The sequence below is a fragment of the Burkholderia pyrrocinia genome (assembly GCF_001028665.1).
GTDB classification, from domain to species: Bacteria; Pseudomonadota; Gammaproteobacteria; order Burkholderiales; family Burkholderiaceae; genus Burkholderia; species Burkholderia pyrrocinia.
This window is the reverse complement of the sequence record NZ_CP011504.1, coordinates 936,678-960,710: the sequence shown is the minus strand read 5'-3', so window position 1 is coordinate 960,710 and position 24,033 is coordinate 936,678. Positions and strand designations below refer to the sequence as shown.

Genomic DNA, 24,033 nt, shown 5'->3' with positions numbered 1-24,033 from the left:
GGAACGGGGGACCGGCGGCATCGCACCGCCGGAAACGACTGTAGAAAGCCAAATTTGCGCGGGCCAAGGCCGCGGCGGCCAATCTCGTGGTGCGTCGCGGCCACCGCATGGCGCAGTGCGGTCAGGGCGACGTGCGGGCCACCGCGCCGGGCGCTGCACGGCGCAGCGCGATGCGCACGAACGGCGCGGCAGCCAGCACGGCCACGCACAGCACATGCGCGACATGCGTGCCGCCGAAGCGGCCGAGCAGCGCGCCGGACAGCGCGGTGCCGATGCCGGCCGCGAAGAACGTGACGACCAGCGTGCGCGCGACGAGCGAGCCGTCCGGGTCGACGTCGGACAGCATGCCGGTGAGGAACGGCACGATCACGAAGAACGCACTGTTCAGCACGAACTGGCTCAGGAAGTACGCGCTGCCGCCGTGCGCGCCGAAGAACCATTCGATCGACCCGACCATCGCGAGCTGCGCGGCCCAGATCAGCACGAGGCGGTGCTTGTGGCTGGCCGGATGCGACGGAATCGCCGCACCGACGAAGCCGAGCAGCGACGATACCGACAGCAGCATGCCGATCGTCGTCGGCGACAGCCCGGCGCGCGCGCCGACGAAGCCGGCGATCGCCCACTGCGACGCCTGCACGCCATAGACGAGCGCGGTCACGACCCAGATCGCGACGACCGGCCGCCACGGCAGCGCATGGCCGCGCGCGCGTGCTGGCGACTGCGCGCTCGCGAACGCGTCGATGCCGCGGATCGCGGGCGCGAGCACCGCGACGACGGCCGCCAGCAGCGCGAACACCCAGCGCCCGAGCCATGCGGCCGGCAGCGCGGAGATCAGCACGAGGATGCCGCCGTTGATGCCGCCCGCGAGCAGGTTGATTTGCCCCCACAGGCGGTCGGTCGACGCGCGCTGCGACACGCCGGACGCGACGACGACGAACAGCATCCCTTCGAACAGCCCGGTCATGCCGCGCGCGGCGGCTGCCGACGCGATGCCGGGCGCGACCGCGCTCAACGCCTGGCCGGCGATCGTGCCGGCCACGCCGGCCAGCGTGAACGGCCGCGCGGCGCGTGCGATCCGGTGCGACAGCAGCGCGCAACTGATCGCGATGCCGAGAATCTCGGCGCTGACGAGCGCGGTCGCGGTGCCTTCGTCGAGCCGGAAGCGCGTCATCACGGCCGCGACGAGGAACGGCGACAGGATGAGCCCGTTGGTGGCCGCAGCGAATGCGAGCGCGAGGCGAACGACCGCGCCGGCCGACGGATCGGGGCGCGACTGCGCGGCCGTGCGCAGCGTGGCGGTGGTCATGAGGCCTCCTGGCTGGATCGCGGCCGGTCCTGCTCGACGCGCGCCGTTTCGTGCATCGGGTGGGCCCCTCGGCGGGCCGGCGCAGCGGGAGCGGATGCGGTCGCGGTTGCGTGTTGCGGCAGGCCGAACAGCGTGCGCAGGTACGGCGTCAGGAAGCGGCCGTGCGGGTCCATCCGTTCGCGCAGCGCGAGGAAATCGTCCCAGTGCGGATAGCATGCCGCGAGTTCGGCGGCTTTCAGCGCATGCACCTTGCCCCAGTGCGGCCGCCCGCCGTGATTGCGGCAGATCGCCTGCACGCCCGAGAAGTACGCGTCGAACGGCATCCCGCGATACTGGTGCACCGAGATGCGCACGCTGTCGCGCCCGTAGTCGGGGCTCAGCCAGATGTCGTCGCCACGCACCCAGCGGTATTCGATCGGGAACATCAGCGGGAAACTGCGGCGCGCGATGAACGCGCGGATTTCGCGCAGCGCGTCGGCGCCGCGTTCGGCCGGCACCGACCATTCCATTTCGTTGAAGCGCACGCGGCGCACCGTCGACAGCATCGCGTAGCTCGCGTCCACATGCAGGCCGGCCGACACGGTTGACGCGCACAGCCGGCTCAGCGCGGGGCACAGCGACGGCACCCGCTTGCCGAGCCCGCACAGTGCGCCGAACACGGTGTTCTCGAGGAACGACTCGGACGCGCGGCTCGCCCAGTGCACGGTATCGGCCGGTTCGTCGGTCATGTCCCACGCCTTGGTCAGCACCGTGTCCGTATGCGGGAACCAGTAGAACTCGAACGAGCGGTGCCGGGCGATCAGTGCGTCCGCTTGCGCGAGGCAGTCGTCGAGCTGCATGCCGCCGCGCTCGAGGCGCAGCCGGAATGCGGGCACGAGGCGCAGGCCGATCTCGGTCAGCACGCCGAGCGCGCCGAGCCCGATCCGGCCGCCCGCGAACAGTTCGGGATGCGTATCGGCCGTCGCGCGGATCTCGCTGCCGTCCGCGCACATGAACGTTAGGCTGTCGATCTGCGTCGACAGGTTGCCGAGCGTGATGCCGGTGCCGTGCGTGCCGGTGCTGGTCGCGCCGGCGATCGACTGCACGTTGATGTCGCCGAGGTTCTCCATCGCGAGGCCGTGCGCGGCGAGCGCGGGGCCCAGCGCCCACAGCCGCGTGCCGGCATGCACGCGCGCGACGCGCCGGTCGCGATCGACGTCGATCACGCCCTGCATCGCGTCGAGCGACAGGATCACGTCGTCGGTCTGCACGAGCGGCGAGAACGAGTGACCGGCGCCGGCCGCGCGTACGGTCGCGCCGGACGCGGCCGCATCGCGCAGCACGGCCGCAAGCGCGGCGCGCGACGCGGGCGTCGACACGGTTGCATCAGGACTGCAGACATATCCCGACCAGTTGCGCCACATGGCGTTGTCTCCGTGGTTGTCGTTTGAATCGTTTGGATGATTGGATCGACTGGCCGCGCGGCCCGCTAGAAGAAACTCTTGCCTTCGCCGCGATAGGTGGGCGCGTCGCCGACCACACGGCCGCCGCGGATCAGCAGCAGCGTGTTGAAGCGCTCGCACAGCTCGCCGGCTTTCGCGTGACGGAACAGGATCGGCTCGCCGATCGCCGGCGCGACGCCGCGCGGCACGCGCACGGGCGTCTGCACTTCGCCCGCGCCTTCGTTGCCGATCAGCGTGCAGCCGGCCGGCAGCCACGGCCGCGGCAGGCGGCTCTTGCCGGCCGGGCCGGACGCGATGTAACCGCCGCCCGAGCAGGTCACGATGCCCGGCTGCGGAATCCGCACGACCGGCAGCGCGAAACCGGCGGCCGGCTGCGCGTGAAACGCCGCGTAGTGATCGAACAGTGCGGGCGCGTAAAGGCCGGAGCCGGCCGCGAGTTCGGTGACCGACGCGTCGCCGAGCGTGCTCTCGAAGCTGCCGGTGCCGCCGCCGTTCACGAAGCGCAGCGTGTGGCCGGCCGCGATGAGCGCCTGTACGGCCGCGTGGCGGCGCGCGTTGATCTCGCGCGCCGAGCGCCGTTTCAGGTGACGCACCAGCGCGTTGCGTGCGCCGCCGCCCGGCTCGGTGTCGGCGACGCCGGCGATCTGTCCTTCGTAGCCCATCAACCCGTCGAGCCGGACGTGCTGCCGCTCGCCGATGCGGTTCGCGAGCGCGAGCGCGCCGGCCGCGTTGCGCACCGGCGAACGGTACATGCCGAAGTACAGGCCCGGATACGACGACGACATGTCGAGATCGATCGCGAGCGGGATCGTCACGCGTTCGTCGCGCGCGATGCGGTCGATCGCATCGACCTGCGTTTCGTCGTCGACCATCAGCGTGATCGAGCGGCCCTGCCGGAGCTGCGCGGCCACCGCGCGCAGGTCGTCGGGCTCGACGGTCGGATACGCGACGACGATGTCGTCGAAGCCGCCCGCCGCGAGCCACGCGGCTTCCGCAGCCGAATAGCACAGCAGCCCCTGCATGAACGGGCCGGCGGCCAGCACCGCGCCGATCAGCTCGCGCGAGCGTACCGATTTCGTCGCGAGCCGGATCGGCAGGCCGCGCGCGCGGCGTTTCAGGTCGGCGAGATTGGCGTCGAGGCAATCGAGATCGACGAAGGCGGCGGGAAGCCGGCGGCCCGCGAGTGCGTCGCGGTAGGTCGGATAGTCGTGGACGGCGGCGGGCGCGCGATGCGGGATGTCGGCACGGCTCATGGAACGGGCTCGGTTGGGTCAGGTATGTGTCGCGCCGACCGTTCGGCGCGGGTCGGAAATCAGCATAGGGTCGGCCAAAATGTCGACCAAGCGCTCAGCGGGTCGTTCGACGGGTCCGATCCGGCCATCCGTATCGGCCACGCGGATGACGTGCCGCCGTGCGCCGCGCGGCTGGACCGAGGTTTGCTTGGTGTCGCAACGCGCGTGGCGCGTGTCGGCTCGAAGCGCCGCTGGACGGGCGACGCGCGCGAGATCGCGCGTTCCCGCACGCGGCACTGAAACGCGTTTCAAACGTTTTGCCGGGCAGCGCCGATACGCGCGGGTTTAGTGCGTGCGTTCTAGATCCGCTTTTGACGACGTGCCGGATTCGACCTAGAACCTACTCGCGGATGTACCGGCGAAGAACGGCATGACGTGACAAGGAGGCGACGTGAAGAACAACAGCGCACTCTGGCGGCGGACGGGCGCGATCGCGGCGATCGGCGTGGCCGTCGCGATCTGGCGATACGAAGCGGCGACGCCGGCCGAGGCCGCTTCATCCGGCACGCCGGGCGCGGCGGCGAGCACGCAGTCCGTCGCGGCCGATGCATTCGGTACCGGCGCCGCGACGCCCGGCCCCGAGGAGCGGCGGCTCGACGTCGACGCGTTGCGCCGCAGTCTCGCGGGGCGGCTCGACGCGGATGCCGAAGTGCAGCGCATCGTCGCGTTCGCGCGCTTCCGCGACGAAGTCGCCGCGTACGGCGATCGCCGCAACAGCCTGCCGCAAGCCGAGCGCAGCGCGCTCGCGCGCCGGATTCTCGACGAACTGCCCGACCACGTCGCGCGCAACGAGATCGTGCCCGTGCAGGCCGAAGCGCTCAGCGCGGCGCTGCTGACCGATACCGAAGCCGATCCGGCGACGCGCGGTGCGGCGATCCGGTCGATGCGCGCGCAATGGGATGCGTATGCGCAGCAGACGGTCGGCCCGTCGCCGGCGCAGGACCCGCGCTATCTCGCGTACGAACAGCAGAGCCGCGACGTGATCCGGCAGGTCCAGGCGAGCATTGCCGATCCCGACCAGCAGCAGACCGACATCGCGCAGCGCCTGCAGGCGCTGCGCGTCCAGCTGTTCGACGGCGCTTCACCGTCCGGCGCGCACTGAGCGCCGAATCCGCGACGCCGGAACGATGCCCGGCCGCCGCGTCATGCCCATCGACAAGGAGGGGAGATGTCACCAGCACGAAGCCTGCTGCGCGTCGCCGTCGCCACGCTGCTCGGTTGCGCCGCACCGAACGGCCATGCGGCCGATACGACGATGCCGGACCCGTCGATTCCCTATTATTCGTGGTACGAAGTGACGTTGCCGGAGAGTACCGGCGCGTCGTGCGGCAACGGCACGCCGATGCGCTTCTACGTCAATCGCGCGCAGTCGGACAACCTGCTGTACATGATGGAGCCGGGCGGCGCGTGCTGGAACTACGGCACCTGCACGCAGACATCGACCGGCGCCGAGGCCGGCCTCGGCGGCTTCAATCCGGACGGCATCCCGCACAACTACATGAACGGCACCGCGAACGAGAGCCTGCTGTCGTCGTTCCTGTCGCCGCTGCTGACGCGCATGGATCTCGCGCACATCCTGGTCGGCGAACCGAAGGTCGAGACGCAGCAGTGGACACAGGTTTTCGTTCCCTATTGCACCGGAGATATCCACATGGGCAGCGCGGTGCGCAACTACACGTCGCCGACAGGCGACTGGCGCATCCAGCACTACAGCGGGCTGAAGAACATCCAGGCCGTCGCGCAATGGCTGACGTCGCACGGCTTCGGCAAGCCGAACCGGCTGCTCGTGTACGGGATGAGCGCCGGCGGCTACGGCACGCTCGCGAACTACGCGACGCTGCGCAACACGCTGCAGCCGCAGGCGCACAGCTCGCTGCTCGACGATGCCGGCACGGTGTTCAATACGCCGTTCGATGCGGATGCGGCCACGCATCCGTCGGTCGGCCTGTACGACAAGGTGCGCACCGAGTGGGGGATGACCGGCCCCGACGGGATGATCACCGTGAACAGCCGACTGACCAGCCGCTTCGATCCCGGCAACATGGGGAGTGCGTACGCGGCGCTGTCGGCGACCTTTCCGCACGACCGCTTCGGCTTCTCGAGCTACCAGCGCGACAAGATCATCGCCGCGTATCACTATCGCGCGTTCGTGCCGGCCGTGATCGCGGCGCCCGACGACGCGACGAAGGATACGCTGTCGCTCGCGATGTTCGCGCAGGAGCTGGACGGGCTGAAGCAGACGCTGAACCCGCTGCCGAACTTCGGCTACTTCATGCCGTGGGCGCGCAACGACTTCATCGACAATCACCAGGTGACGGCGGTCAGCTTCACCGGGTCGGGGATCCACGAGAACGGCACCGACGCCGATATCGGCACGTTCGTCGACAACCTGCTGAACCAGCAGGACCCGGCCGATACGCCGGTGATGAAGGCGTTCCGCACGCAGCGGTGGTCGGATTTCACGTTCTCGACGTTTCTCGCGTGGATCGACAGCGTGTTCAACCTGACCGGCGAGGCGGGGCCGATCTCGGGGCACCGGGCGTAACGCGGTTCGCTTGAACGGGTGACGGCGGCGGGGTAAGCCGCCGTTCCGTCAGGCCGGATACGCGCTCGCCGTGCTGCGGGCAGAGCGCGTGCGCGCTTAGAACGGATCGTCGTCGAAGCGGGAGGACGCCGGCCGGCGCTTCATGTCTTTCAGCCAGTCCCTGACCTTTTCCGGATCGTCGAACTCGCGCAGCGCCACGGTCAGGTCGTGGTTGCTGCGCTGCATGCCGGTTATGTCGCGCGTGAGCATGCGGACGACGGTATCGGGCGCCAGCTTGACGGACGACGCGATGCCGTAAGTCCGCCGGAAACCGGTCTCGACGTGCAGGATCTCCTGATCCAGCTCGCGGATCTGTTCCTCCAGGATGCCGTTGTAGCGCGTCAACCGGTCTTCGCCGAGGCCGGCGATCGCGCGCCGGTCGATCTGCTCGATCTCCAGTTGCAGTTCCAGCAGTTGCAGGAGATTGCCCTTCGCATATGCTTGGTTGACCCGCTGCATCAGCACGGTCTTGCGGTCCTGCTCCTGCGGATCGGTTGCGCGATCGGGGTGCAGCGCGCTCGCGAGCTTGCGATAGACCTCGCGGATCGACTTGCTCGATTCGGCCTGCTCGGCTTCGCGTTTGGCCGCCGCGGCCGATTGCCGGGGTGCTTTCTTGCGCTTCGCGCGCTGTGCTTCGCGGGCCTCGTGGTCGGCCATGTCGCGCCTGAACTGCTCGTCCAGTTCGGCTTGCATGCGCTCGACAAGTTCGTCGGGAGACAGCGTGTCGAGATCGTCCGCGGGTTCAGCAGCGGGTGTCGGCTCTGATGCTTGCTTCGTCGGTGCGCGATCGGCCGCTGCGCGGTCGTCGTCGCCGGATGCGGCGTGCCGGTTGTAGATGACTTTCAGTTGCGCGTCGTCGCTGAAGTCGAGCAAGTCGCGAGCCATATCCGCGATCAGCCCGGACAGGGTGCGTTGCTCGGCCTTGCTCAATCCTTTCTGCAGGAAGGCGTCGTCGAGCCGATGGAGCAATCTGATCCGCAACGCCGTCGACGCCTGTTCGAGCGGCAACAACCCGTCGACGAATTTTTTCTGGAAGACCGGCATGACGGCTTCCCACGCACCGAGACGTTCGCGCCGCTTTTCGATTTGCTTGACGAGCGTATTGAACGTCTTCTGGGCTTTCGACAGGCTGGCTGTCTCGTGGCTTGGCGCGATGACGACCGCGGCTCCGCGACGTGCGGTCATGATTGATGTCCTCCGGCCGCGGCAGGAGGCGCAGCAGGCCGGTATTTTAGCCGGATGGGCGCTCCCCCGAAACGACCGGCGGCGCGTTATCGCTTCACCGTCGCAACCGCCGGCGCGCCCGAATCCGTGCCCGCTGCGCCGGTCGACCCGTAGGCCGCTTCGGCGCTCTTGCGTTTGGCGACGCGCTTGGCGGCCAGGCGCTCCTGCGCGGCGACGATGTCGCCCGGATAGTTGTCGCCGTCGCCGGCGATCGGCTCGTAGCCGACCGATTCGAGGTCGAGCAGTTCCTGGCGTACTTGTGCACGCGTGAGCGTCGAGTGCGACGACTGCGCGTACGACGCGGCCGGTGCGGCGAGAAGAGCGGTGGCGGTAGCGGCGACAGCTGCGATGGTGACGATGATGGATTTCACGGTTTCCTCAGACGGTTTCGTTGCGGTTCGGCACGAAATCGCCTGGCTGAACCGACGAGACAAGTTTAGGAACCCGGACCGGCCGGATAAATGGCGATTTCCGACGAGCTGTGTTCCAGAATGCGTCAGAGTGCGTGATGCGTGCGGAACGTGACGGAGAGCGACGTCACGCGGCGAAGAGGTTGCGGTGACTGCGCAGCGGCGTGCGCGGTGCGTCATCGTTCCGTCAGTCGCCGAACAACTGCCCCTGCCCGGAGATCACGCGTTCGAAATCGTCGCGCAGGAACGGCAGGATCGCATCGGCGACGGGCTGCAACTGGCGGCTCAGGTAGAACGCATAGTCGATCGGCGAGCGCATCGTTTCGAGCGGCTCGGGGCCGGCCGTCGTCATCACGTAGCTGATCCAGCCGCCGCGCTGGTACTGCAGCGGCCGGCCCTGAGCCTGGTTGAACTCGTCGGCGATCCGTGCCGCACGCACATGCGGCGGCACGTTGCGCTCATACTCGCGCAGCGGCCGGCGCACGCGCTTGCGATAGACGAGCTGGTCGTCGAATTCGCCGGCGAGCGTGCGTTGCACGGTGTCGCGAATGAACTCCTGGTACGGCTCGCGCCTGAACACGCGGCGGTACAGCTCGCGCTGGAACTGCTGCGCGAGCGGCGTCCAGTCGGTGCGCACCGTTTCGAGCCCCTTGAAGACGAGGTCCTCGCCGCCGTCGGCCGTCGCCGCGAGGCCCGCGTAGCGCTTCTTGCTGCCTTCCTCCGCGCCGCGCACGGTCGGCATCAGGAATCGCCGGTAATGCCGCTCGTACTGCAGCTCCAGTGCGCTTTCGAGCCCGAAGCGGTCGCGCAGGTGCGCGTGCCACCAGCGGTTCACATGCTCGACGAGCGCGCGGCCCTTGGCGCCGGCTTCGTCGTCGTCGTGCGCGCGGCCGAGCCACACGAACGTCGAATCGGTATCGCCATAGATCACTTCGTAGCCCCGCGCTTCGATCAGCTCGCGCGTGCGGTGCATGATCTCGTGGCCGCGCATCGTGATCGACGATGCAAGGCGCGGGTCGAAGAAGCGGCAGCCCGTCGAGCCGAGCACGCCGTAGAACGAGTTCATGATGATCTTCAGCGCCTGCGACAACGGCGCGTTGCGCTGCCGCTTCGCGTCGTCGCGACCTTCCCATACGCGGCGCACGACATCGGGCAGGCAGTGCGCGGTGCGCGAGAAGCGCGCACCGAGAAAGCCGGGCACCGATGCGTCGTCGCCGGGGTTCGCGAGCCCTTCGATCAGCCCGACGGGATCGATCAGGAACGTGCGGATGATCGACGGATAGAGGCTCTTGTAGTCGAACACGAGCACGGAGTCGTACAGGCCGGGGCGCGAATCCATCACGAAGCCGCCGGGGCTGTTCTGTCCCGTCACGTCGCCGAGGTTCGGCGCGACATAGCCGAGCCGGTGCATGCGCGGCAGGTACAGGTGCGTGAAGGCCGCGACCGAGCCGCCGGTGCGATCGGCCGCGAGCCCCGTGACGCTCGCGCGTTCGAGCGCGAAGGACAGCAGGTCGGCCTTGTCGAAGATACGCGTGACGAGCTCGCAGTCCTTCAGGTTGTAGCGCGCGAGCGCCGGCTTGTCGTGGTCGAAGCGGCGCTGGATCTCGTCCATCCGCTGGTACGGGTTGTCGATCGACTTGCCTTCGCCGAGCAGCGCTTGCGACACGTATTCGAGGCTGAACGACGGGAACGTCCACGTCGCCGATTTCAGCATGTCGATGCCGTCGAGGATCAGGCGGCCGGCCGCGCCCGCGAAGAAGTGGTCGGGCTGCTGGCCGTGCGCGCGCCAGTCGAGCACGCTGCCGCCGCGCCCGAGCTTCAGCGGCACGCCGTATTGCTCCGCGTGCGCGTGCAGGATGCGCAGGTCGAACTGCACGAGATTCCAGCCGATCACCGCGTCGGGATCGTGTTCGTCGAACCAGTCGTTGAGCCGCGCGAGCATCGCGGGCCGGCTGTCGCAGTAGTCGAGGCGGAAGTCGACGGCGTTCGCGTCGGCGTCGCCGTTCGGCGGCCCGAGCATGTAGACCTGTCGTTGCCCGCAGCCTTCGAGCGCGATCGAATACAACTCGCCGTGGACGCTGGTTTCGATGTCGAGCGACACGCAGCGCAGCGCCGGGCGATAGCCGGTCGCGGGCTTCAGCTCGCCGCCGGTCAGCGTGTTGTCGTTGCCGGGCTGGCCGCGAAACTGCACGCATGCCGTGATGAAGCGCTCCATCGCGTAGCGGTCGGGCGGCTGCACGTCGGCTTCGTAGACATCGACGCCGGCCGCCGCGAGGCGCTTCTGGAGCCCGGACAGATGGCGATAGCGCCGGCAATAGAGGCCGACGACCGGGCGCCGGCGGAAGTCGCGCAGCGCGAGCGGGCGCAACTCGGCATCGCGTTCGCCGGCCAGCGCGCGTTCGGCGAGCGCCTGCTGCTCGGCCGGGATGAACGCGACGGCTTCCTGCGGGCGCAACCGCACGCGGCGCGGACCGTGCTCGGTTGCCAGCCAGAACTCGATCTCGATACCGGTCGCGGTGTCCCGCCAGTGGCGGGTAAGGATGAAACCCTGCTCGAACGCAGTCAAAACGCTTGCTCGTCGTGGATGCCCAGGCGGCGGATTTTAGCGCTTGGGCGAGGGACGTGCCGATGGTGGCCGTGAGCGAATTGGGGATGGAACGATATCGATTTATTGACTGGTCTGTCCATAACGCCTATTCTGCCGCAATGGTGAGACCACGTGAATTCGATCGGGACGAGGCACTGGAGCGCGCGTTGCGCGTGTTCTGGGAGAAGGGTTATGCCGCGACGTCCACTGACGACCTGCTGAGTGCGATGCAGATCGGCAGGCAGAGCCTCTACAACGCGTTCGGCGACAAGCGCAGGCTGTACGTCGAAGCGCTCGAACGCTACCAGTCGGACAGCGTGTCGGGCCACGTCGCACGTTTGACGGCGCCAGCGTCCGCGATCGCGGGTATCGTGGCACTGCTGCTCGGCGTGATCGCCGGCAACGCGGCCGAGCGCGTGCTCGGCTGCATGGGTGTCAATGCGATCTGCGAATTCGGCACGGCCGATCCCGAGCTGGTCGAGCTGCGCGAGAAAGCCGGCGCGGTGCTGCTCAAGCAGGTCGTCGCGCGCGTCCGCGAAGGGCAGGACGCGGGCGAGATCGACCGCGCGGTCGATGCGCGCGAGGCCGCGAGTTTCATCCTGACGACGATGCAGGGTCTCCAGCTCGGCGCGCGTGCCGGGGCGAAACTGCAGGCGTTGCGTGCGACCGCCGAATTCGCGGCCGATCGCCTCAGGGCGCACTGATACCGATACACGCAAGATAACGCGCCGGCATGGCTGCCGGCGTTTTTTTGGATAACTTATTGACTAATCAGTCCATAAAGGAGGGAGTCATGAAAGGCATTTCCGGCGGCGCGCGCAAGGCTGCAATCGTATTCGGCGGGGCGCGCGGGATTGGCGCGGCCATCGCCCGGCGGCTCGCGGCCGATGGCGCGGATGTCGCATTCACCTATGTCTCGGCGCCCGAGCGCGCGCAGGAAACTGCTGCCGCGATCGAGGTGACCGGGCGGGCTGCGCTGGCAATCCGGGCCGACAGCGCGAACGCGGACGCGATCCGCCAGGCCGTTGCGCAGGCGGTCGGGCGCTTCGGGCGGCTCGATGTCGTCGTGGTCAATGCGGGCATCCTGAAGCTGGGCGATGTGGCCGAGGTCAGCGTCGACGATCTCGACCGGATGCTGGCGGTCAACGTGCGGGGCGTGTTCCTGGCCGTCCAGGCCGGCGCCGCGCACCTGACGCACGGCGGCCGCATCGTCACGATCGGCAGCAACACGGCTGTGCGCAGCGGGCATCCGGGGTCGAGCGTCTATTCGATGACGAAGGCCGCGGTGGCCGTGATGGTCAAGGGCATCGCCGTCGACCTCGCGCCGCGCGGGATCACGATCAACAACGTACAGCCGGGGCCGGTCGAGACCGACATGACGGCCGATCACCTCGACCGGATTCGCCCGCTGATTCCGCTGCAGCGGGCCGGCAGCCCGGACGAGATCGCATCGCTGGTTGCGTGGCTCGCGAGTGCCGAATCGGGATACATGACGGGATCGAGCTTGACGATCGACGGCGGGATGGCGTTATAGCGCGATGCGTATTGGAGCCGCGCGATCCCGCAGGATAGTCCCGTCACTCCTTCGGCAGCAAATACGCTTGCCGCGCGAACAGCCGCCAACCGTCCGGATGCCGCTTCCACACCTGCAGCACGCCGATATGCGCGGTGCTCGTCTTGCCGTCCGGCAGGTTATTCACCGAATCGAACGTATGGCGTACCCATGCGCTGTCGCCGTTCACCGTCACCGTCTGGCCCGACAGCGCGATCGACTGGAACGCGTGCGTGCCGTCGAGCGTCTTCAGGAACGCGGCGCGGTCCTGCAACAGGCCGGACGAGTGGCCGTAGGTGAGATCGTCGTCGATGAGCGTGCGCAGCGCGGCGCCGTTGCTGTCGAGCATCGCGACGCGCAGGCGCTCGACCGCATCCGCGACGCGCTCGGCATCGGAATCGGCGGCGTGAGCGGCGGCGCTGCCGGCAAGCAGCGCGGCCACGGTGACGAAACGGGCAGCAGCGCCGAAGCGCTGGAGAAATGACATGACGAACGGATGTCCTGTGACGGGAGAGGGGAGCGACGTCAACCGCGCATCACACATGCCCTTCATGCTCGATCGGGCTTCCGTGCGCGGGCCGTGCGGTCATCAACGGCAGCGACGCACCGCTTGCCCGCGCCGCCCTCCGCGCCCACATCGCCGTCAGAATCGGCACGAGAATCGCCGTAACGAGGCAAGCAGTCGCAACGATCGCCGTCGCGGCCGGCACCATCGGTTTGAACTTCGGAATCATCTCGCCGATGATCGCCGGGTTCGCGACCGCGGCGCCGGCCGTCGACGACGCGGCGAGCCCGGCCGTGCCATTGCCGCCGCCGATAAATTTATCGGCAAAGATCAGCGGCACACCCGTCACGACGATCACCGCAAGCCCGAGCGCGAAGCCCGGCAGCCCGCTTTTCGCGATCACGTTGAGATCGATGCCGTTGCCGAGCGCGAAGCCGAAGAACGGGATCAGCGGATGCACGCAGCGCCCGAACAGTTCACGCAGGTCCGCATCGAGATTGCCGAGCGTGAAGCCGATCAGGAACGGCAGCACCGCGCCGACGAACAGCCGCGTCTCGAACACCGCGACGCCGGCCGCGCCGAGGATCAGCATGCTGACGAGCGGCCCCGATTCGATCGACATCAGCACGAACGCGCCGGCTTCCTCCTTGCTGCCGTACTGCTGCATCACGGCCGCATAGAGGCCGCCGTTGGTCATGTCCATCGACGTCGTGATCGCGAGCAGCGACAGGCCCGCGAACAGGCCCGTGCGGATGCCGTCGTCGGGGATGAACCGCGCGGCGATCAACGTCGCGAGCCACGCGACCAGGATCTTCGTCGCGAGCAGCGTGCCCGATTTGCGCAACACGACGCCCGTCGCGCGCAGGTTGATCGTCGCGCCCATGCAGAAGAACCACACGGCGAGGATCGGCACCGTGCCCGCGATCAGGCCGTTGGTGAACGAGCCGAAATACTTCCCGGCGTTCGGGGCGAACGTATGCACGCACGCGCCGAGCAGCATCGGGACCAGCATGAGCCCGCCGGGAATGCGGTCGATGGCCTGTTTCAGCTTCACGTCTCCTCCGTGGACGTCGATGCGCCCAGTTGTCGAATGATGTCTGCTGACCGACTATAGAACATGATTCGGAACGCTGGTCCGTTTTTATGATTCTGTCGGCTAGTCGTATACCCGTAACTCGTTAAATTACTGATCGGAAAGGCATTAAGTGCGTCATGGTGCGGTGCGAGAAATCCGGTCCATCGTTCCGAATCTAAAAAAACTATGCTTCAATTCATCGTATGACCACCGGCCGTACAGGCGTCGGCGGCCTGTCCATTCCCCACGGAGAACCGGCATGGAAGTGCGGCAAGGCATTCACAGCGAACACGCGAAGGCGCTCGACACAGCCGGCCTGCGCCGGCATTTCCTGGTGGAAAACCTGTTCGCGCCGGACGCGCTGTCGCTCACCTACAGCCATATCGACCGCATCATCGTCGGCGGCGCGTGGCCGGCCACGCGGCCGGTCGAGGTGCCCGTGTCGCTCGGCGCCGCGATGGGCGTGAGCCATCTGCTGGAGCGGCGCGAACTGGGCGCGATCAACATCGGCGGCCCCGGCTGGGTCGAGGTCGGCGGGCAGCGTCACGCGGTCGGCACCGAGGAGGCGATCTACATCGGGCAGGGCGCGCAGGACGTCGTGTTCGGCAGCGACGATCGCGCGCATCCCGCGAAGTTCTACGTGAACTGCGCGCCTGCGCACACGGCCTATCCGACGCGCACCATCACGCTCGCGCAGGCGTCGCCCGAAACGCTCGGCGATGCGGCGACGAGCAATCGCCGCACGATCTACAAGTTCATCGTGCCCGACGTGCTGCCTACGTGCCAGCTGTCGATGGGGATGACGAAACTCGAGCCGGGCAGTCTGTGGAACACGATGCCGTGCCATACGCACGAGCGCCGGATGGAGGTGTATTTCTACTTCAACCTCGCCGACGATGCGGCTGTGTTCCACCTGCTCGGCGAGCCGCAGGAAACGCGCCACGTGGTCGTGCACAACGAGCAGGCGGTGATCTCGCCGAGCTGGTCGATCCACTCGGGCGTCGGCACGAAGGCGTACACGTTCATCTGGGGGATGGTCGGCGAGAACCAGGTGTTCAAGGACATGGACCCTATCGCCGTCGCCGACCTGCGCTGACATCATGAAACGCGACAACCCCGATCTTCCTTCCGCCGACGCGCGTTCCGCGCTCGCCGGCCTGTTCGACCTGACCGGCAAGGTCGCGATCGTCACCGGTTGCAACACGGGGCTCGGTGCGGCGATGGCGGTCGCGCTCGCGTCGGCCGGTTGCGATATCGTCGGTGCGAACCGCTCGGCGCCGGATGCGACGTCGGCGCGTGTCGAAGCGGCCGGGCGGCGTTTCGTCGACGTGCGCGCGGACCTGTCGACGCTGGAGCCGGTCGAGCGGATCGTCGGCGGCGCGGTCGATGCGTTCGGCCAGGTCGACATCCTCGTCAACAACGCGGGCATGATCCGCCGCTGCGATGCGCTCGATTTCACCGAAGCGGACTGGGATTCTGTCGTCGACGTGAACCTGAAGAGCGTGTTCTTCCTGTCGCAGGCCGTCGCGCGGCAGATGGTGCGGCAGGGGCGCGGCGGCAAGATCGTGAACATCGCGTCGATGCTGTCGTTCCAGGGCGGCATCCGCGTGCCGTCGTACACGGCGTCGAAGAGCGGCGTGCTTGGCCTCACGCGCTTGCTCGCGAACGAGTGGGCCGCGCGCGGCATCAACGTGAACGCGATCGCGCCAGGCTACATGGAGACCGACAACACCGCGCAGTTGCGCGAGGACAGCCGGCGCAGCGACGAAATCCTCGGCCGCATCCCGGCCGGCCGCTGGGGCGTGCCCGACGATCTCGCGGGTGCGGCCGTGTTTCTCGCGTCGCGCGCGTCGGACTACGTGCACGGCCACACGCTCGCCGTCGACGGCGGGTGGCTCGCGCGCTGACCGTGTCGCGCGGCGGACACGTTATGCTCTCCCGATTCGCATCTGATGGATTCACGGACATGACAGCAACGCCCAGGCAGCACAAGCGCGATCACGCGAACCTGGAACCGGGGGGCGGCCATCCGCGGGCCGGCCATCCGGTGGCCGACCCGTCGGCGGGCGGCGCGGCGGAGAAGGCCGATTCGGTCGCGGCCGTCGGGAAGGTCTTCACGATCCTCGCGGCACTCGGCGATCGTCGCGAGATCGGCATCAGCGAGCTGTCGCAGCAGCTCGGCATGTCGAAGACGACGGTCCACCGCTTCCTGCAGACGCTCAAGACGCTCGGTTATGTCGCGCAGGAAGGCGAGACCGACCGTTACCGACTGACGATCCGGCTGTTCGAGCTCGGCAGCAAGGCGCTGGAGAGCGTGGACCTCGTGCGCGAGGCCGATCTCGAGATGCGCCGCATCGGGCAACTGACGCGCGAAGCCGTGCACCTCGGCGCGTTCGACGAGGACGCGATCATCTACATCCACAAGATCGACGCCGAATACGGGCTGCGCATGCAGTCGCGGATCGGCCGGCGCAATCCGCTCTACAGCACGGCGATCGGCAAGGTGCTGCTCGCGTGGATGTCGCCCGACGAGGCGCGCGCGGTGCTGGCCGGCATCGAGTTCAGGAAGTCGACCGCGAAGACGCTGTCGTCGGCGGACGCTGTGATGAGCATCCTGCCGCACGTGCGGCAGCAGGGCTACGGGGAGGACAACGAAGAGCAGGAAGACGGCCTGATGTGTCTTGCCGTGCCCGTGTTCGACCGTTTCGGCCGCGTGATCGCGGGGCTGTCGATTTCGTTTCCGACGATGCGCTGCGGCGCGGATACGAAGGCGCATTACATCGCACTGCTGATGGAGTCCGGGCGAGCCATTTCGGAACGGCTCGGGTATCGCCCGGAAGCGGCCGGCATCGAGCCGGCGGCGGTCACGCCGGATTGAGCGTTCGGAGTGCGCGCAAGATGGCCGCACACCTCGGCGGCGATGCCGCTACGCCCATGCGCAATCGCGCCTCAGGTTCTCCGCCCGCTGCGGCCACTGATACAGGTAGCCTTGCGCATACTGAATCCCGATCGCCTCCAGTGCGCAATGCTCTGCTTCGGTCTCCACGCCTTCGGCGATGATCTTCAAGCCGTAGTAATGCGCGACGGCGGCGATACCCTCGATCAGCCCTGCGCCGCCATCGCTCAGTCGGGCGATGAACTGGCGATCGATCTTCACGTAGTCGAACGGAAAGCGCGACAGCATGTCGAGATTGCTGTGATTGGTGCCGAAATCGTCGATCGCGAACTTCGCGCCTTTCGACCTGAGTGCATGGAATATCGTGGTGGTCCGCGCATTCTTTTCGAGCAGGATGCGCTCGGTGACTTCGAGCACCAGCGTAAAGCCGGGCGGCAGCGAGCGGATTGCTTCGTCGACGACGGACACGAACTGCGCGCGTTCGAGATCCTTCGGCGAGATGTTCACGGCGATGCGCAGCGGCACGGACGGCGTCAGCGCGGTCAGTTCGGCCACGGCCGTCCGCAGCACGAATTCGGTCACCTTCGGCAGGATCGTGCTCGATTCAACCTGCGGGATGAACACGGCCGGACTGATGGACCCCCATTTCGGATGGTTCCAGCGCAGCAGTGCCTCGACGCCGACCGTCCTGCACGTCTGGACATCGACGATCGGCTGGTACACGACGTGGAACTCGTTGCGCTTGAGCGCGAGACGAACGGCCTTCAGCAATAGCCGCTGCGGCGCCATCGCCAGCAGGTAGGCGGCTATCACGAGGCCATCCGCGAGCAGCACGATCGTCATGCAGATCAGCCGATAGTGGTGCTGGACCTGCGACGCGTAGTGCGTCGACGCGGCGACCGACACCATGAACGGCCAGCGGAGCGACGCGATCGCGCTGCCGCCTGCGGGGCCCGGCTCCGATTCCGGTGTGAACTTCCCTTGCTCGTCGAGACGGCCCGAACCTTTGACCGACAGCGTGGCGGTTTCCACGCCGGATCGGGCGCTGTGCGCGAGCGCGTCGGCCAGGTAGTCGCCCTCGATCAGGTAGAGGACGCCCGCGCCGCGCGCGGTGGCGCGAAACACGGCCAGCACCGGAATGCCATGCTGGAACGGTGTCTGGCGCAGCAGCGTGACGGTCGTCGATCCCGGCGCCGGCTTCTGCTCGCGCGTGTACGCGTCGAGCGGCACGTCGATCGCGCCGAGCGCCGACGAGCACGTGACGCGGCCGTCGTTCACCAGCCCGACGGCACGCAGGTAACGCAGGCGAGTGCCCACTTCGGCCAGCGTCCGGAATATCGTCGTGCATCGCCGCCCGACGAGCGCGGTCAGCTCGTCCGCATGTCGCAGACGAACACCGTCGAGGATGTGGTCCATCGATGCGACGATGTCGTTCGCGACGACGCGTTCATGCGTGGTGACGGCATCGCGCGCGTAGCGATCGGCGAGCACCACCGCGAAAGCGGGCACGAGCACGCAAACGATTACGGCAACGAAAAAGACAACCCGCGGCCACGTGCCGCTGCGCTGGAAAACTGGCTTCGAGCCTGGCGTGAGCGCCGACATTCCCGCTGTTGCCTTTGGTGTTGTTCGCATGGAGGTGCAAGTCGAACCGGTCGATGCGCAAACGGCGAGCATGCGTCGTGCCTGGTCCGGCAATACGGCGCGCGCGCCATATCCCGATGCTAATCGATTCGACGGTCGCGAGGGTCATCGGCAGCAGCACCGTCGCGATCGGCCATTCATCCGGGGGCTTTCCTATATAACATGTGCCTGTTGCGCATGTATATTGACGTAGCACACCGAAAAAAACCCCGGCCGCAGGGTCGTGCGGCCGGGATGAAAGACACCTTCTCTTGGCACGAGGATGGTGCGCGGCAAGTATAAGATGTGATGCGCGATTGCGAAATATTGTTATTTAACAATTGGTGCAGTTTTGTGATTGCATCTCGACAAGAAATATTTTCGCGAGACACCGTTTTCGGTGGTTTGCCGCGCCGCTACGACGCAATCACAGGAGGGCGCGGTCCGCTGTCGAAAGGTGAACGACAGGAATGGCTCGCGCTGCAGGGGCTGAAGCGGTCTGCCGTTGAACGATCGATGCGGCGCCGGCGCGTCGCACCGGCCGCGATTCAGAAATCGTTGCGCATCTTGTGAAGCAGGTCGCCGGGCGACTGGTGCGTGTCGACCGCGGTGAGCACATCGGTCAGGAACCACGGCAGGTTCAGTTGCGTATCGGAATCGCCGACGCACACGCGGATCGGCGGCGCCTTGGACGGGGAGCGGGCGTCATGCGTGGCGTCCCGGGACGGGACGCAATTTTTCGCATGCGCTGGAACTGGAACCGGCGCATCGGCGCCGGATGATGGTGCGCCAGCGGCCGCCGGCACGCTGACGGCGGCAAGCAGGGTCAGTACAGCGAAAGCGGCAACGCGTTTCATGGGAATCTCCGGCGATGCTCGTTCGACCGCGCGGGCGGACTCGAGTTCGTCCGCGACGCGGTGGCGTGACACGTTCACCCGCTCACCCCGCGCGACGCTTGCCGCCCGCGCCGGCTGTCGGCTGCCCCATTGCCGCGGCGATTCACCGGTCCGGCGCCGAAAGGCGCGCGTAAACGCTGTGTTCCGAATAGCCGAGCAGCCAGGCGACTTCCGCGAGCGTCAGCCGCGGATCGTTCAGATGGTCGATCGCGAGCCGCCGCCGCGTGTCCTCGCGCAGTATCCGGAAGTTCAGCCCGAGTTCGGCAAGCCGGCGATGCAGCGTGCGCGACGATACATGCAGGTCCGATGCGATCTGCTCGATGCTCGCTTCGCCCTGCGTCAGCAAGCGCGCGACGGCATCACGCAGCAGATCCGTTCGTACAACTTTGTTGTGCTGAACCTGCGCGAGTTCGTCGATATGTGGCGCGACGTGTTCGCGCCGGGTCTGCTCCTGCAGCATCTGAAGCATCTGTGGATGCCGCCCGAGCGGGAGCGGCCGGGGCATCGGCCGATCTACACGTGGAACGTCGAATGCAAAAGGGGGCGAGGTTCGGGCCGGCGTGGCGATCCAAACGTCAAGAATCGTTTGGAGCACCGGTCGGACGCTTGCGATGCCGAGTGCGCTCATTTATTGTGCCGCCACGACAACGCCGACACCGGGCGTCAAGCCAGATCGCAAGGAGCACCCGTCATTACCGCATCGAATCGTCGCACGCATGTTCGTGCATTTCTCGTGGCGTCGCTCGCCTGTCTCAATCTTGCGCATCCTGCGTCAGCGGCCTACACGGAGGCGTGGATGAGCGACCGCGACGTGAAGGAGTACGCGCGGCAGGTCAAGCATCCGACCGTGGCGGCGAGCAGCTCGACGGCCGCGAAGCAGGTTCGGCAACCCGTTCGCTCACGCTCGACCGGCGCGGTCGTCGCGCATGCCGACGCGAAGCCTGCTGCAAAGGCGCACCCGGCTGCCGCCAAGGGCCGGAAGCTTCAGGATGCGCGGAGCGTCGAGCCGAAGCCGAAAGCCGTCGCGAACCCGCAGGGAGCACGGGCGCTACGCACGGGCACGGCGGTGCGGCCTTGAAGCATTGATGCATTGAAGCCACGACGAGCGTCGAACCGTCGACGCGCTCGTCGATAATCGCAGCATTCGACGGTTGCGGAGAATATCGTGTCGTTGATGGACCGCCTGTTGTCACGCGGCGTGCAGAGCACCTCATCGCGAAGGCGAGTGATCGTGCGTGTCTGGCTCGACGAGCAGGGGCGTGTGCGCGATCTCAAGGTCCGGCACGGTTGTGGCGATCCCGCTCTCGACGAGAAGGCGCTCCATGCGATTGCCGTGATGCGCTTCCCTGGCGGTCACCTCGGCTCCGGCGGGAAATCCGCCAAGCGCTGGCACGATCTCGATTATCCGGTGGACTGACGGCGCGCCACGCCACGGCTTCCTGCCGAAGACGCGGGTGCGCCGCTGTACATCACCGATACCCGTAACACTGCTTCAGCCCCGCATAGTCGTAGAAGTGGCTGCCCGGCGCGATCTTCGCGCCGTCGCACGCGGCCTGGAAATCCGTCTCGCGCTCGTTGTACAGCATCTTCACGACGAGCCGCGATCCGTTGCGATAAACATCCCACTGCATGTTCGTGGCCATCGGCGACACCTGATCGCCGCGCCACGGGTTGTTCGCATACGTATAGGTCTGTGCCTGCGGCGTCGGCACGAACACGTTCTTCAGGTTCATGATCGACGCGAACGGAATCACGATCTCCGCATGCGTGAAGCGCAGCTTCGCGGCGCGGGTCAGGTCGCCGCGCGCGATCGCATCGACTTCGCCGAAGAAGTCGTCCTGCAGCACCTTCGCGATCCGGTACGTGACGGGATTCGCTTCCTGGATGCCGGGCCCCTTCTGATAGTAGTCCTCGGCATCCTGCAGATACGCGAGATACTGCGCCTGCTCCGCGCCGATGTACTTCTCCATCGTGACGCCGCCGGTTTCCGCCGTCATCGCGGGCGCGACCTGAAGCAGGTTGTACAGCACGTTCACCGCATCGACGGCCGTCGCGATCTTGGTCTTGCCGTCGCCCTTCAGCGTATTGGTGAACTTGCCGTCCGGAGATGTGAACGCATAGGTTCCCGTGTTCGCGAACGTGTAGCCGTCGGTGCCGAGCTTCGCGATGAACGCCGGCGACACGAGCGCCGACAGCACCGCTTGCGCGACGTCGGTCGCCTGCGGTGCGGCCTTGATCGCCTTCAGCTTCGCGGCCACCGCCGTGTCGTTCGCGTAGGCCTGATAGGCCTGGCTTGCCTGATAGGTCTCGTAGTACGGATCGCTCGTGGCGGTCACGAGATCCGTGGCCGGTTTCAGCGAATGGAAATACAACAGGAAGCGGTTGGTGCCGGCCGGTTGCGCGGCCGGCAGCGTGATCGCGGCGGCCAGTGCCGGCTGCGCGGCGACGAGCGCCGCGGAGAAAAATGTCGAGCTGTCGACCGCGCGATCCTGGCCCGAGTTGACGACGGCGTTCAGTGCAGGTCGGCCGATGCGATCGAGCGTACCGTATCGGTGATGTTCACGCAGCGCGACAGGCCGAAATGCTCGGCTTCGCGGCGTTCCGGTTCGCTGCTCGCAATCGCCACCGCCCGTTCGGGCGGCACGCCGAGCGCTTGAAGCGCAACGTCGAAAGGATGCTGGTTTGATCTGGAGTCCTGCTGATTGGCGTCCGTGACGACGACCGAGAAGCGGTCGAGGTTCGCGCGGCCGAACTGGCCTTCGAACATGTCGCTGAGCCGGGCGGCCGGCAGCGTCGTGACGAGACCGAGCCGATATCCTTCTTCCGACGCACGGTCGAGCCACTGGATGATCGCGTCCCGCTGATGGCGCGATTCGCGCGAGTCCGGTGTTGCTTCGATCTGCGCGAATGCAGCGTCGAGACGGGTGACGATGGCTTCGATGACCACGGTGATTCCTCTTCAGAAACGTGATGATCCGTTCGCCGACGGGAATGCCACACACCTTAGCGTCGATCCGGAAAACGCGACCAATTAATATTTTTATACGACTCATACGATTCGACTAATGAATCGGGTTGTGAGCCAGCGTGGGCGCGGGATGCGTGTCGCGCAATGTTTTTTTGCACGCAATGCATCGTATCGACAGCCTTCAATGTGATGCACCAAACTCGCGCACGTTGCGCATGCACCGGTCATATGCATATGAAAAAACGGCGTATCGGGCGATGCACGCCCGATACGCCGTCTTGCGATGCCGCGTGTCGGCTGTCGATCAGTGCAGCTTGATCGACGGCTGGTTGCGGCTTTGCAGCCAGTGGCTCAGCGACTGGAACAGCGCGCGCTTCGCGCCGTACACGCTGAACAGGTGCTTGCGGTACAGGAACTTGTACAGGCCGATCGCGGCGAGCCCGTCGACGATCAGCGAACGCGAACGCGAACGCACGCCGAGGTCGGCCTGGTACACGGCGCCGGTGTGCCCGAGCGACACGACGGTGCCTGCATCGCGGAACGTGAAGCCGGCCACCGGCTTGCCGGCGACGCGGCGCGCGAACGCGTGAACCAGATACACGGCCTGCTGGTGCGCGACCTGCGCGCGCGGCGGCAGGAAGCCGCTCGCACCGGCCGACGGGCACGCGGCGCAATCGCCGAACGCATACACGTGCGGATCGTCGGGCGTCTGCAGCGTATCGGTCACGATCACCTGGTTCGACCGGTTGAGCGCGATGTCGCCGATCTCCCGCAGGATCGTGGGCCCCGCAACGCCGGCCGCCCAGATCGTGATGTCGCTCGCGAGCCGTTCGCCCGTCGCGGTCGTCACGGCATCGGCGCTCACTTCCGCGACGCGCGTATCGGTCAGCACGTCGACGTTCAGCGTGCGAAGCTGCGCATGCATCTTCGCGGACAGCCGCGCGTCGAGCGCCGGCAGGATGCGTGGGCCGCCTTCGATCAACCGGATGTGCACGTCGCGCGCGGACACCAGCGCCTTGAAGCGGTACGTCGTCAGTTGCTGGATCGCGTGCCGCAGCGCGGCGGCCAGCTCGACGCCCGTCGCGCCCGCACCGATCACGTTGATGCAGATCGGCGCCGCGCGCCGCGCGGGCTGCTGCTCGGCCAGGTGATTCGCCTTCGTGCAGGCCGCGAGAAACTTGCGGCGGAAGTCTTCGGCCTGGTCGAGGTTTTCGAGCGGCAGCGCATGGCGTGCCGCGCCCGGCACGTTGAAGAAGTTCGTCACGCTGCCGACTGCCAGCACGAGATCGTCATAACCGAGCGCGCGTTGCGGCAGGATTTCCGTGCCGTCCGCGTCCTGCACGGCGGCGATCGTCGCCGTGCGTGCGGCGCGGTCGACCTGCTGCAGCGCGCCCTGCACGAAGCGAAAGCCGTGGCGCTTGGCCTGCGCCGCGTATTCGATCGTGTGGGAAGCCGGGTCGCGATGGCCCGATGCGGCCTCGTGCAGCAGTGGCTTCCAGAAGTGCGTCGGGTAGCGGTCGACGAGCACGACTTCGGCTTGCCCGCGGCGTCCGACCGTATCGCCGAGACGCGTGGCGAGCTGCAGGCCGCCGGCGCCGCCGCCGACGATCACGATGCGCGGCATGCGCGGCGCGCGGTCCGTTGCAAGGTTGGGCGTGATGTTGTCCATGTTG

22 protein-coding genes and 1 pseudogene are annotated in these 24,033 nt (G+C 67.2%); 9 read left to right on the top strand and 14 right to left on the bottom strand.

Going from position 1 to position 24,033, the window contains the following annotated elements; genetic code table 11:
• Positions 1-121: 121 nt before the first annotated feature.
• The 3 genes from ABD05_RS20560 to ABD05_RS20550 form a co-directional block, all read right to left on the bottom strand.
• A complete protein-coding gene (locus ABD05_RS20560) occupies positions 122-1,306 on the bottom strand; it encodes an MFS transporter (RefSeq protein ID WP_047901958.1) in 1,185 nt (394 codons plus the stop codon).
• Positions 1,303-2,709, bottom strand: coding sequence for a D-arabinono-1,4-lactone oxidase (locus ABD05_RS20555; RefSeq protein WP_047901957.1), 1,407 nt, complete (start codon positions 2,707-2,709; stop codon positions 1,303-1,305). Before ABD05_RS20555 ends, ABD05_RS20560 begins: the two co-directional genes overlap by 4 nt.
• 65 nt (positions 2,710-2,774) lie before the next feature.
• The gene (locus ABD05_RS20550) at positions 2,775-4,001 is read right to left on the bottom strand and encodes an amino acid deaminase/aldolase (protein ID WP_047901956.1); all 1,227 of its coding nucleotides are present in this window, start codon (positions 3,999-4,001) and stop codon (positions 2,775-2,777) included.
• 430 nt (positions 4,002-4,431) lie between these two features.
• Between ABD05_RS20550 and plcR the strand changes: the two genes are divergently transcribed.
• Together plcR and ABD05_RS20535 are read left to right on the top strand one after the other, a co-directional pair.
• A complete protein-coding gene (plcR, locus tag ABD05_RS20540; protein ID WP_047901954.1) occupies positions 4,432-5,142 on the top strand; it encodes a phospholipase C accessory protein PlcR in 711 nt (236 codons plus the stop codon).
• A gap of 66 nt (positions 5,143-5,208) precedes the next feature.
• Positions 5,209-6,585 carry a pectin acetylesterase-family hydrolase gene (locus ABD05_RS20535; protein WP_047901953.1) on the top strand — a complete coding sequence of 459 codons (1,377 nt, stop codon included), beginning with the start codon at positions 5,209-5,211 and terminating at the stop codon, positions 6,583-6,585.
• 96 nt (positions 6,586-6,681) lie between these two features.
• Here ABD05_RS20535 and ABD05_RS20530 read toward each other — a convergent pair whose 3' ends face one another.
• The 3 genes from ABD05_RS20530 to ABD05_RS20520 all read right to left on the bottom strand — a co-directional run bounded on the left by ABD05_RS20530 (position 6,682) and on the right by ABD05_RS20520 (position 10,824).
• Positions 6,682-7,809, bottom strand: a complete 1,128-nt coding sequence (locus tag ABD05_RS20530; protein WP_047901952.1) for a J domain-containing protein — start codon at positions 7,807-7,809, stop codon at positions 6,682-6,684.
• A gap of 86 nt (positions 7,810-7,895) precedes the next feature.
• Entirely contained in the window at positions 7,896-8,219 is a 324-nt protein-coding gene (locus ABD05_RS20525) for a DUF4148 domain-containing protein (RefSeq protein WP_047901951.1), read from the bottom strand.
• A 226-nt stretch (positions 8,220-8,445) separates the two neighbouring features.
• On the bottom strand, positions 8,446-10,824 hold the full coding sequence (locus tag ABD05_RS20520) for a DNA polymerase II (RefSeq protein WP_047901950.1): 2,379 nt from the start codon (positions 10,822-10,824) through the stop codon (positions 8,446-8,448).
• A 140-nt stretch (positions 10,825-10,964) separates the two neighbouring features.
• Between ABD05_RS20520 and ABD05_RS20515 the strand changes: the two genes are divergently transcribed.
• Positions 10,965-11,549 (top strand): TetR/AcrR family transcriptional regulator, encoded by a 585-nt coding sequence (locus ABD05_RS20515; RefSeq protein WP_047901949.1) that lies wholly within the window; start codon positions 10,965-10,967, stop codon positions 11,547-11,549.
• 89 nt (positions 11,550-11,638) lie between these two features.
• On the top strand, positions 11,639-12,379 hold the full coding sequence (locus ABD05_RS20510) for an SDR family oxidoreductase (RefSeq protein WP_141685121.1): 741 nt from the start codon (positions 11,639-11,641) through the stop codon (positions 12,377-12,379).
• 43 nt (positions 12,380-12,422) lie between these two features.
• Here ABD05_RS20510 and ABD05_RS20505 read toward each other — a convergent pair whose 3' ends face one another.
• Positions 12,423-12,884 (bottom strand): nuclear transport factor 2 family protein, encoded by a 462-nt coding sequence (locus ABD05_RS20505; RefSeq protein WP_047901948.1) that lies wholly within the window; start codon positions 12,882-12,884, stop codon positions 12,423-12,425.
• 49 nt (positions 12,885-12,933) lie between these two features.
• Positions 12,934-13,956 carry a 2-keto-3-deoxygluconate transporter gene (gene kdgT, locus ABD05_RS20500; protein ID WP_047901947.1) on the bottom strand — a complete coding sequence of 341 codons (1,023 nt, stop codon included), beginning with the start codon at positions 13,954-13,956 and terminating at the stop codon, positions 12,934-12,936.
• A 280-nt stretch (positions 13,957-14,236) separates the two neighbouring features.
• Between kdgT and kduI the strand changes: the two genes are divergently transcribed.
• From kduI to kdgR, 3 genes are read left to right on the top strand one after another with little or no spacing between them, the layout of a single operon-like run.
• The gene (gene kduI, locus ABD05_RS20495) at positions 14,237-15,073 is read left to right on the top strand and encodes a 5-dehydro-4-deoxy-D-glucuronate isomerase (protein WP_047901946.1); all 837 of its coding nucleotides are present in this window, start codon (positions 14,237-14,239) and stop codon (positions 15,071-15,073) included.
• A 4-nt stretch (positions 15,074-15,077) separates the two neighbouring features.
• Positions 15,078-15,884 (top strand): 2-dehydro-3-deoxy-D-gluconate 5-dehydrogenase KduD, encoded by an 807-nt coding sequence (kduD, locus tag ABD05_RS20490; protein ID WP_047901945.1) that lies wholly within the window; start codon positions 15,078-15,080, stop codon positions 15,882-15,884.
• A 59-nt stretch (positions 15,885-15,943) separates the two neighbouring features.
• The gene (kdgR, locus tag ABD05_RS20485) at positions 15,944-16,855 is read left to right on the top strand and encodes a DNA-binding transcriptional regulator KdgR (protein ID WP_082146176.1); all 912 of its coding nucleotides are present in this window, start codon (positions 15,944-15,946) and stop codon (positions 16,853-16,855) included.
• Positions 16,856-16,903: 48 nt separating this feature from the next.
• On the opposite strand, the gene ABD05_RS20480 is transcribed toward kdgR, so the two are convergent.
• The 3 genes from ABD05_RS20480 to ABD05_RS39440 all read right to left on the bottom strand — a co-directional run bounded on the left by ABD05_RS20480 (position 16,904) and on the right by ABD05_RS39440 (position 19,645).
• Entirely contained in the window at positions 16,904-18,508 is a 1,605-nt protein-coding gene (locus ABD05_RS20480) for an EAL domain-containing protein (protein WP_047901944.1), read from the bottom strand.
• A gap of 536 nt (positions 18,509-19,044) precedes the next feature.
• Positions 19,045-19,353 (bottom strand): hypothetical protein, encoded by a 309-nt coding sequence (locus ABD05_RS20475; RefSeq protein ID WP_047903686.1) that lies wholly within the window; start codon positions 19,351-19,353, stop codon positions 19,045-19,047.
• Between the two features lie 142 nt (positions 19,354-19,495).
• Entirely contained in the window at positions 19,496-19,645 is a 150-nt protein-coding gene (locus ABD05_RS39440; RefSeq protein ID WP_338012466.1) for a hypothetical protein, read from the bottom strand.
• Here ABD05_RS39440 and ABD05_RS38995 point away from each other — a divergent pair.
• Together ABD05_RS38995 and ABD05_RS20460 are read left to right on the top strand one after the other, a co-directional pair.
• Positions 19,592-20,470 carry a hypothetical protein gene (locus ABD05_RS38995; protein ID WP_238594177.1) on the top strand — a complete coding sequence of 293 codons (879 nt, stop codon included), beginning with the start codon at positions 19,592-19,594 and terminating at the stop codon, positions 20,468-20,470. The genes ABD05_RS39440 and ABD05_RS38995 overlap by 54 nt on opposite strands.
• Positions 20,471-20,566: 96 nt before the next feature.
• Positions 20,567-20,809 carry an energy transducer TonB family protein gene (locus ABD05_RS20460; protein WP_047901943.1) on the top strand — a complete coding sequence of 81 codons (243 nt, stop codon included), beginning with the start codon at positions 20,567-20,569 and terminating at the stop codon, positions 20,807-20,809.
• Positions 20,810-20,861: 52 nt separating this feature from the next.
• On the opposite strand, the pseudogene ABD05_RS20455 reads toward ABD05_RS20460, so the two are convergent.
• The 3 genes and pseudogenes from ABD05_RS20455 to ABD05_RS20445 all read right to left on the bottom strand — a co-directional run.
• Positions 20,862-21,899 (bottom strand): annotated as a pseudogene (locus tag ABD05_RS20455) (histidine-type phosphatase); the annotation flags it as partial.
• Positions 21,900-21,904: 5 nt separating this feature from the next.
• Positions 21,905-22,339, bottom strand: a complete 435-nt coding sequence (locus ABD05_RS20450; RefSeq protein ID WP_047901942.1) for an HAD family hydrolase — start codon at positions 22,337-22,339, stop codon at positions 21,905-21,907.
• 325 nt (positions 22,340-22,664) lie between these two features.
• The gene (locus ABD05_RS20445) at positions 22,665-24,029 is read right to left on the bottom strand and encodes an NAD(P)/FAD-dependent oxidoreductase (RefSeq protein ID WP_047901941.1); all 1,365 of its coding nucleotides are present in this window, start codon (positions 24,027-24,029) and stop codon (positions 22,665-22,667) included.
• Positions 24,030-24,033: the final 4 nt, after the last annotated feature.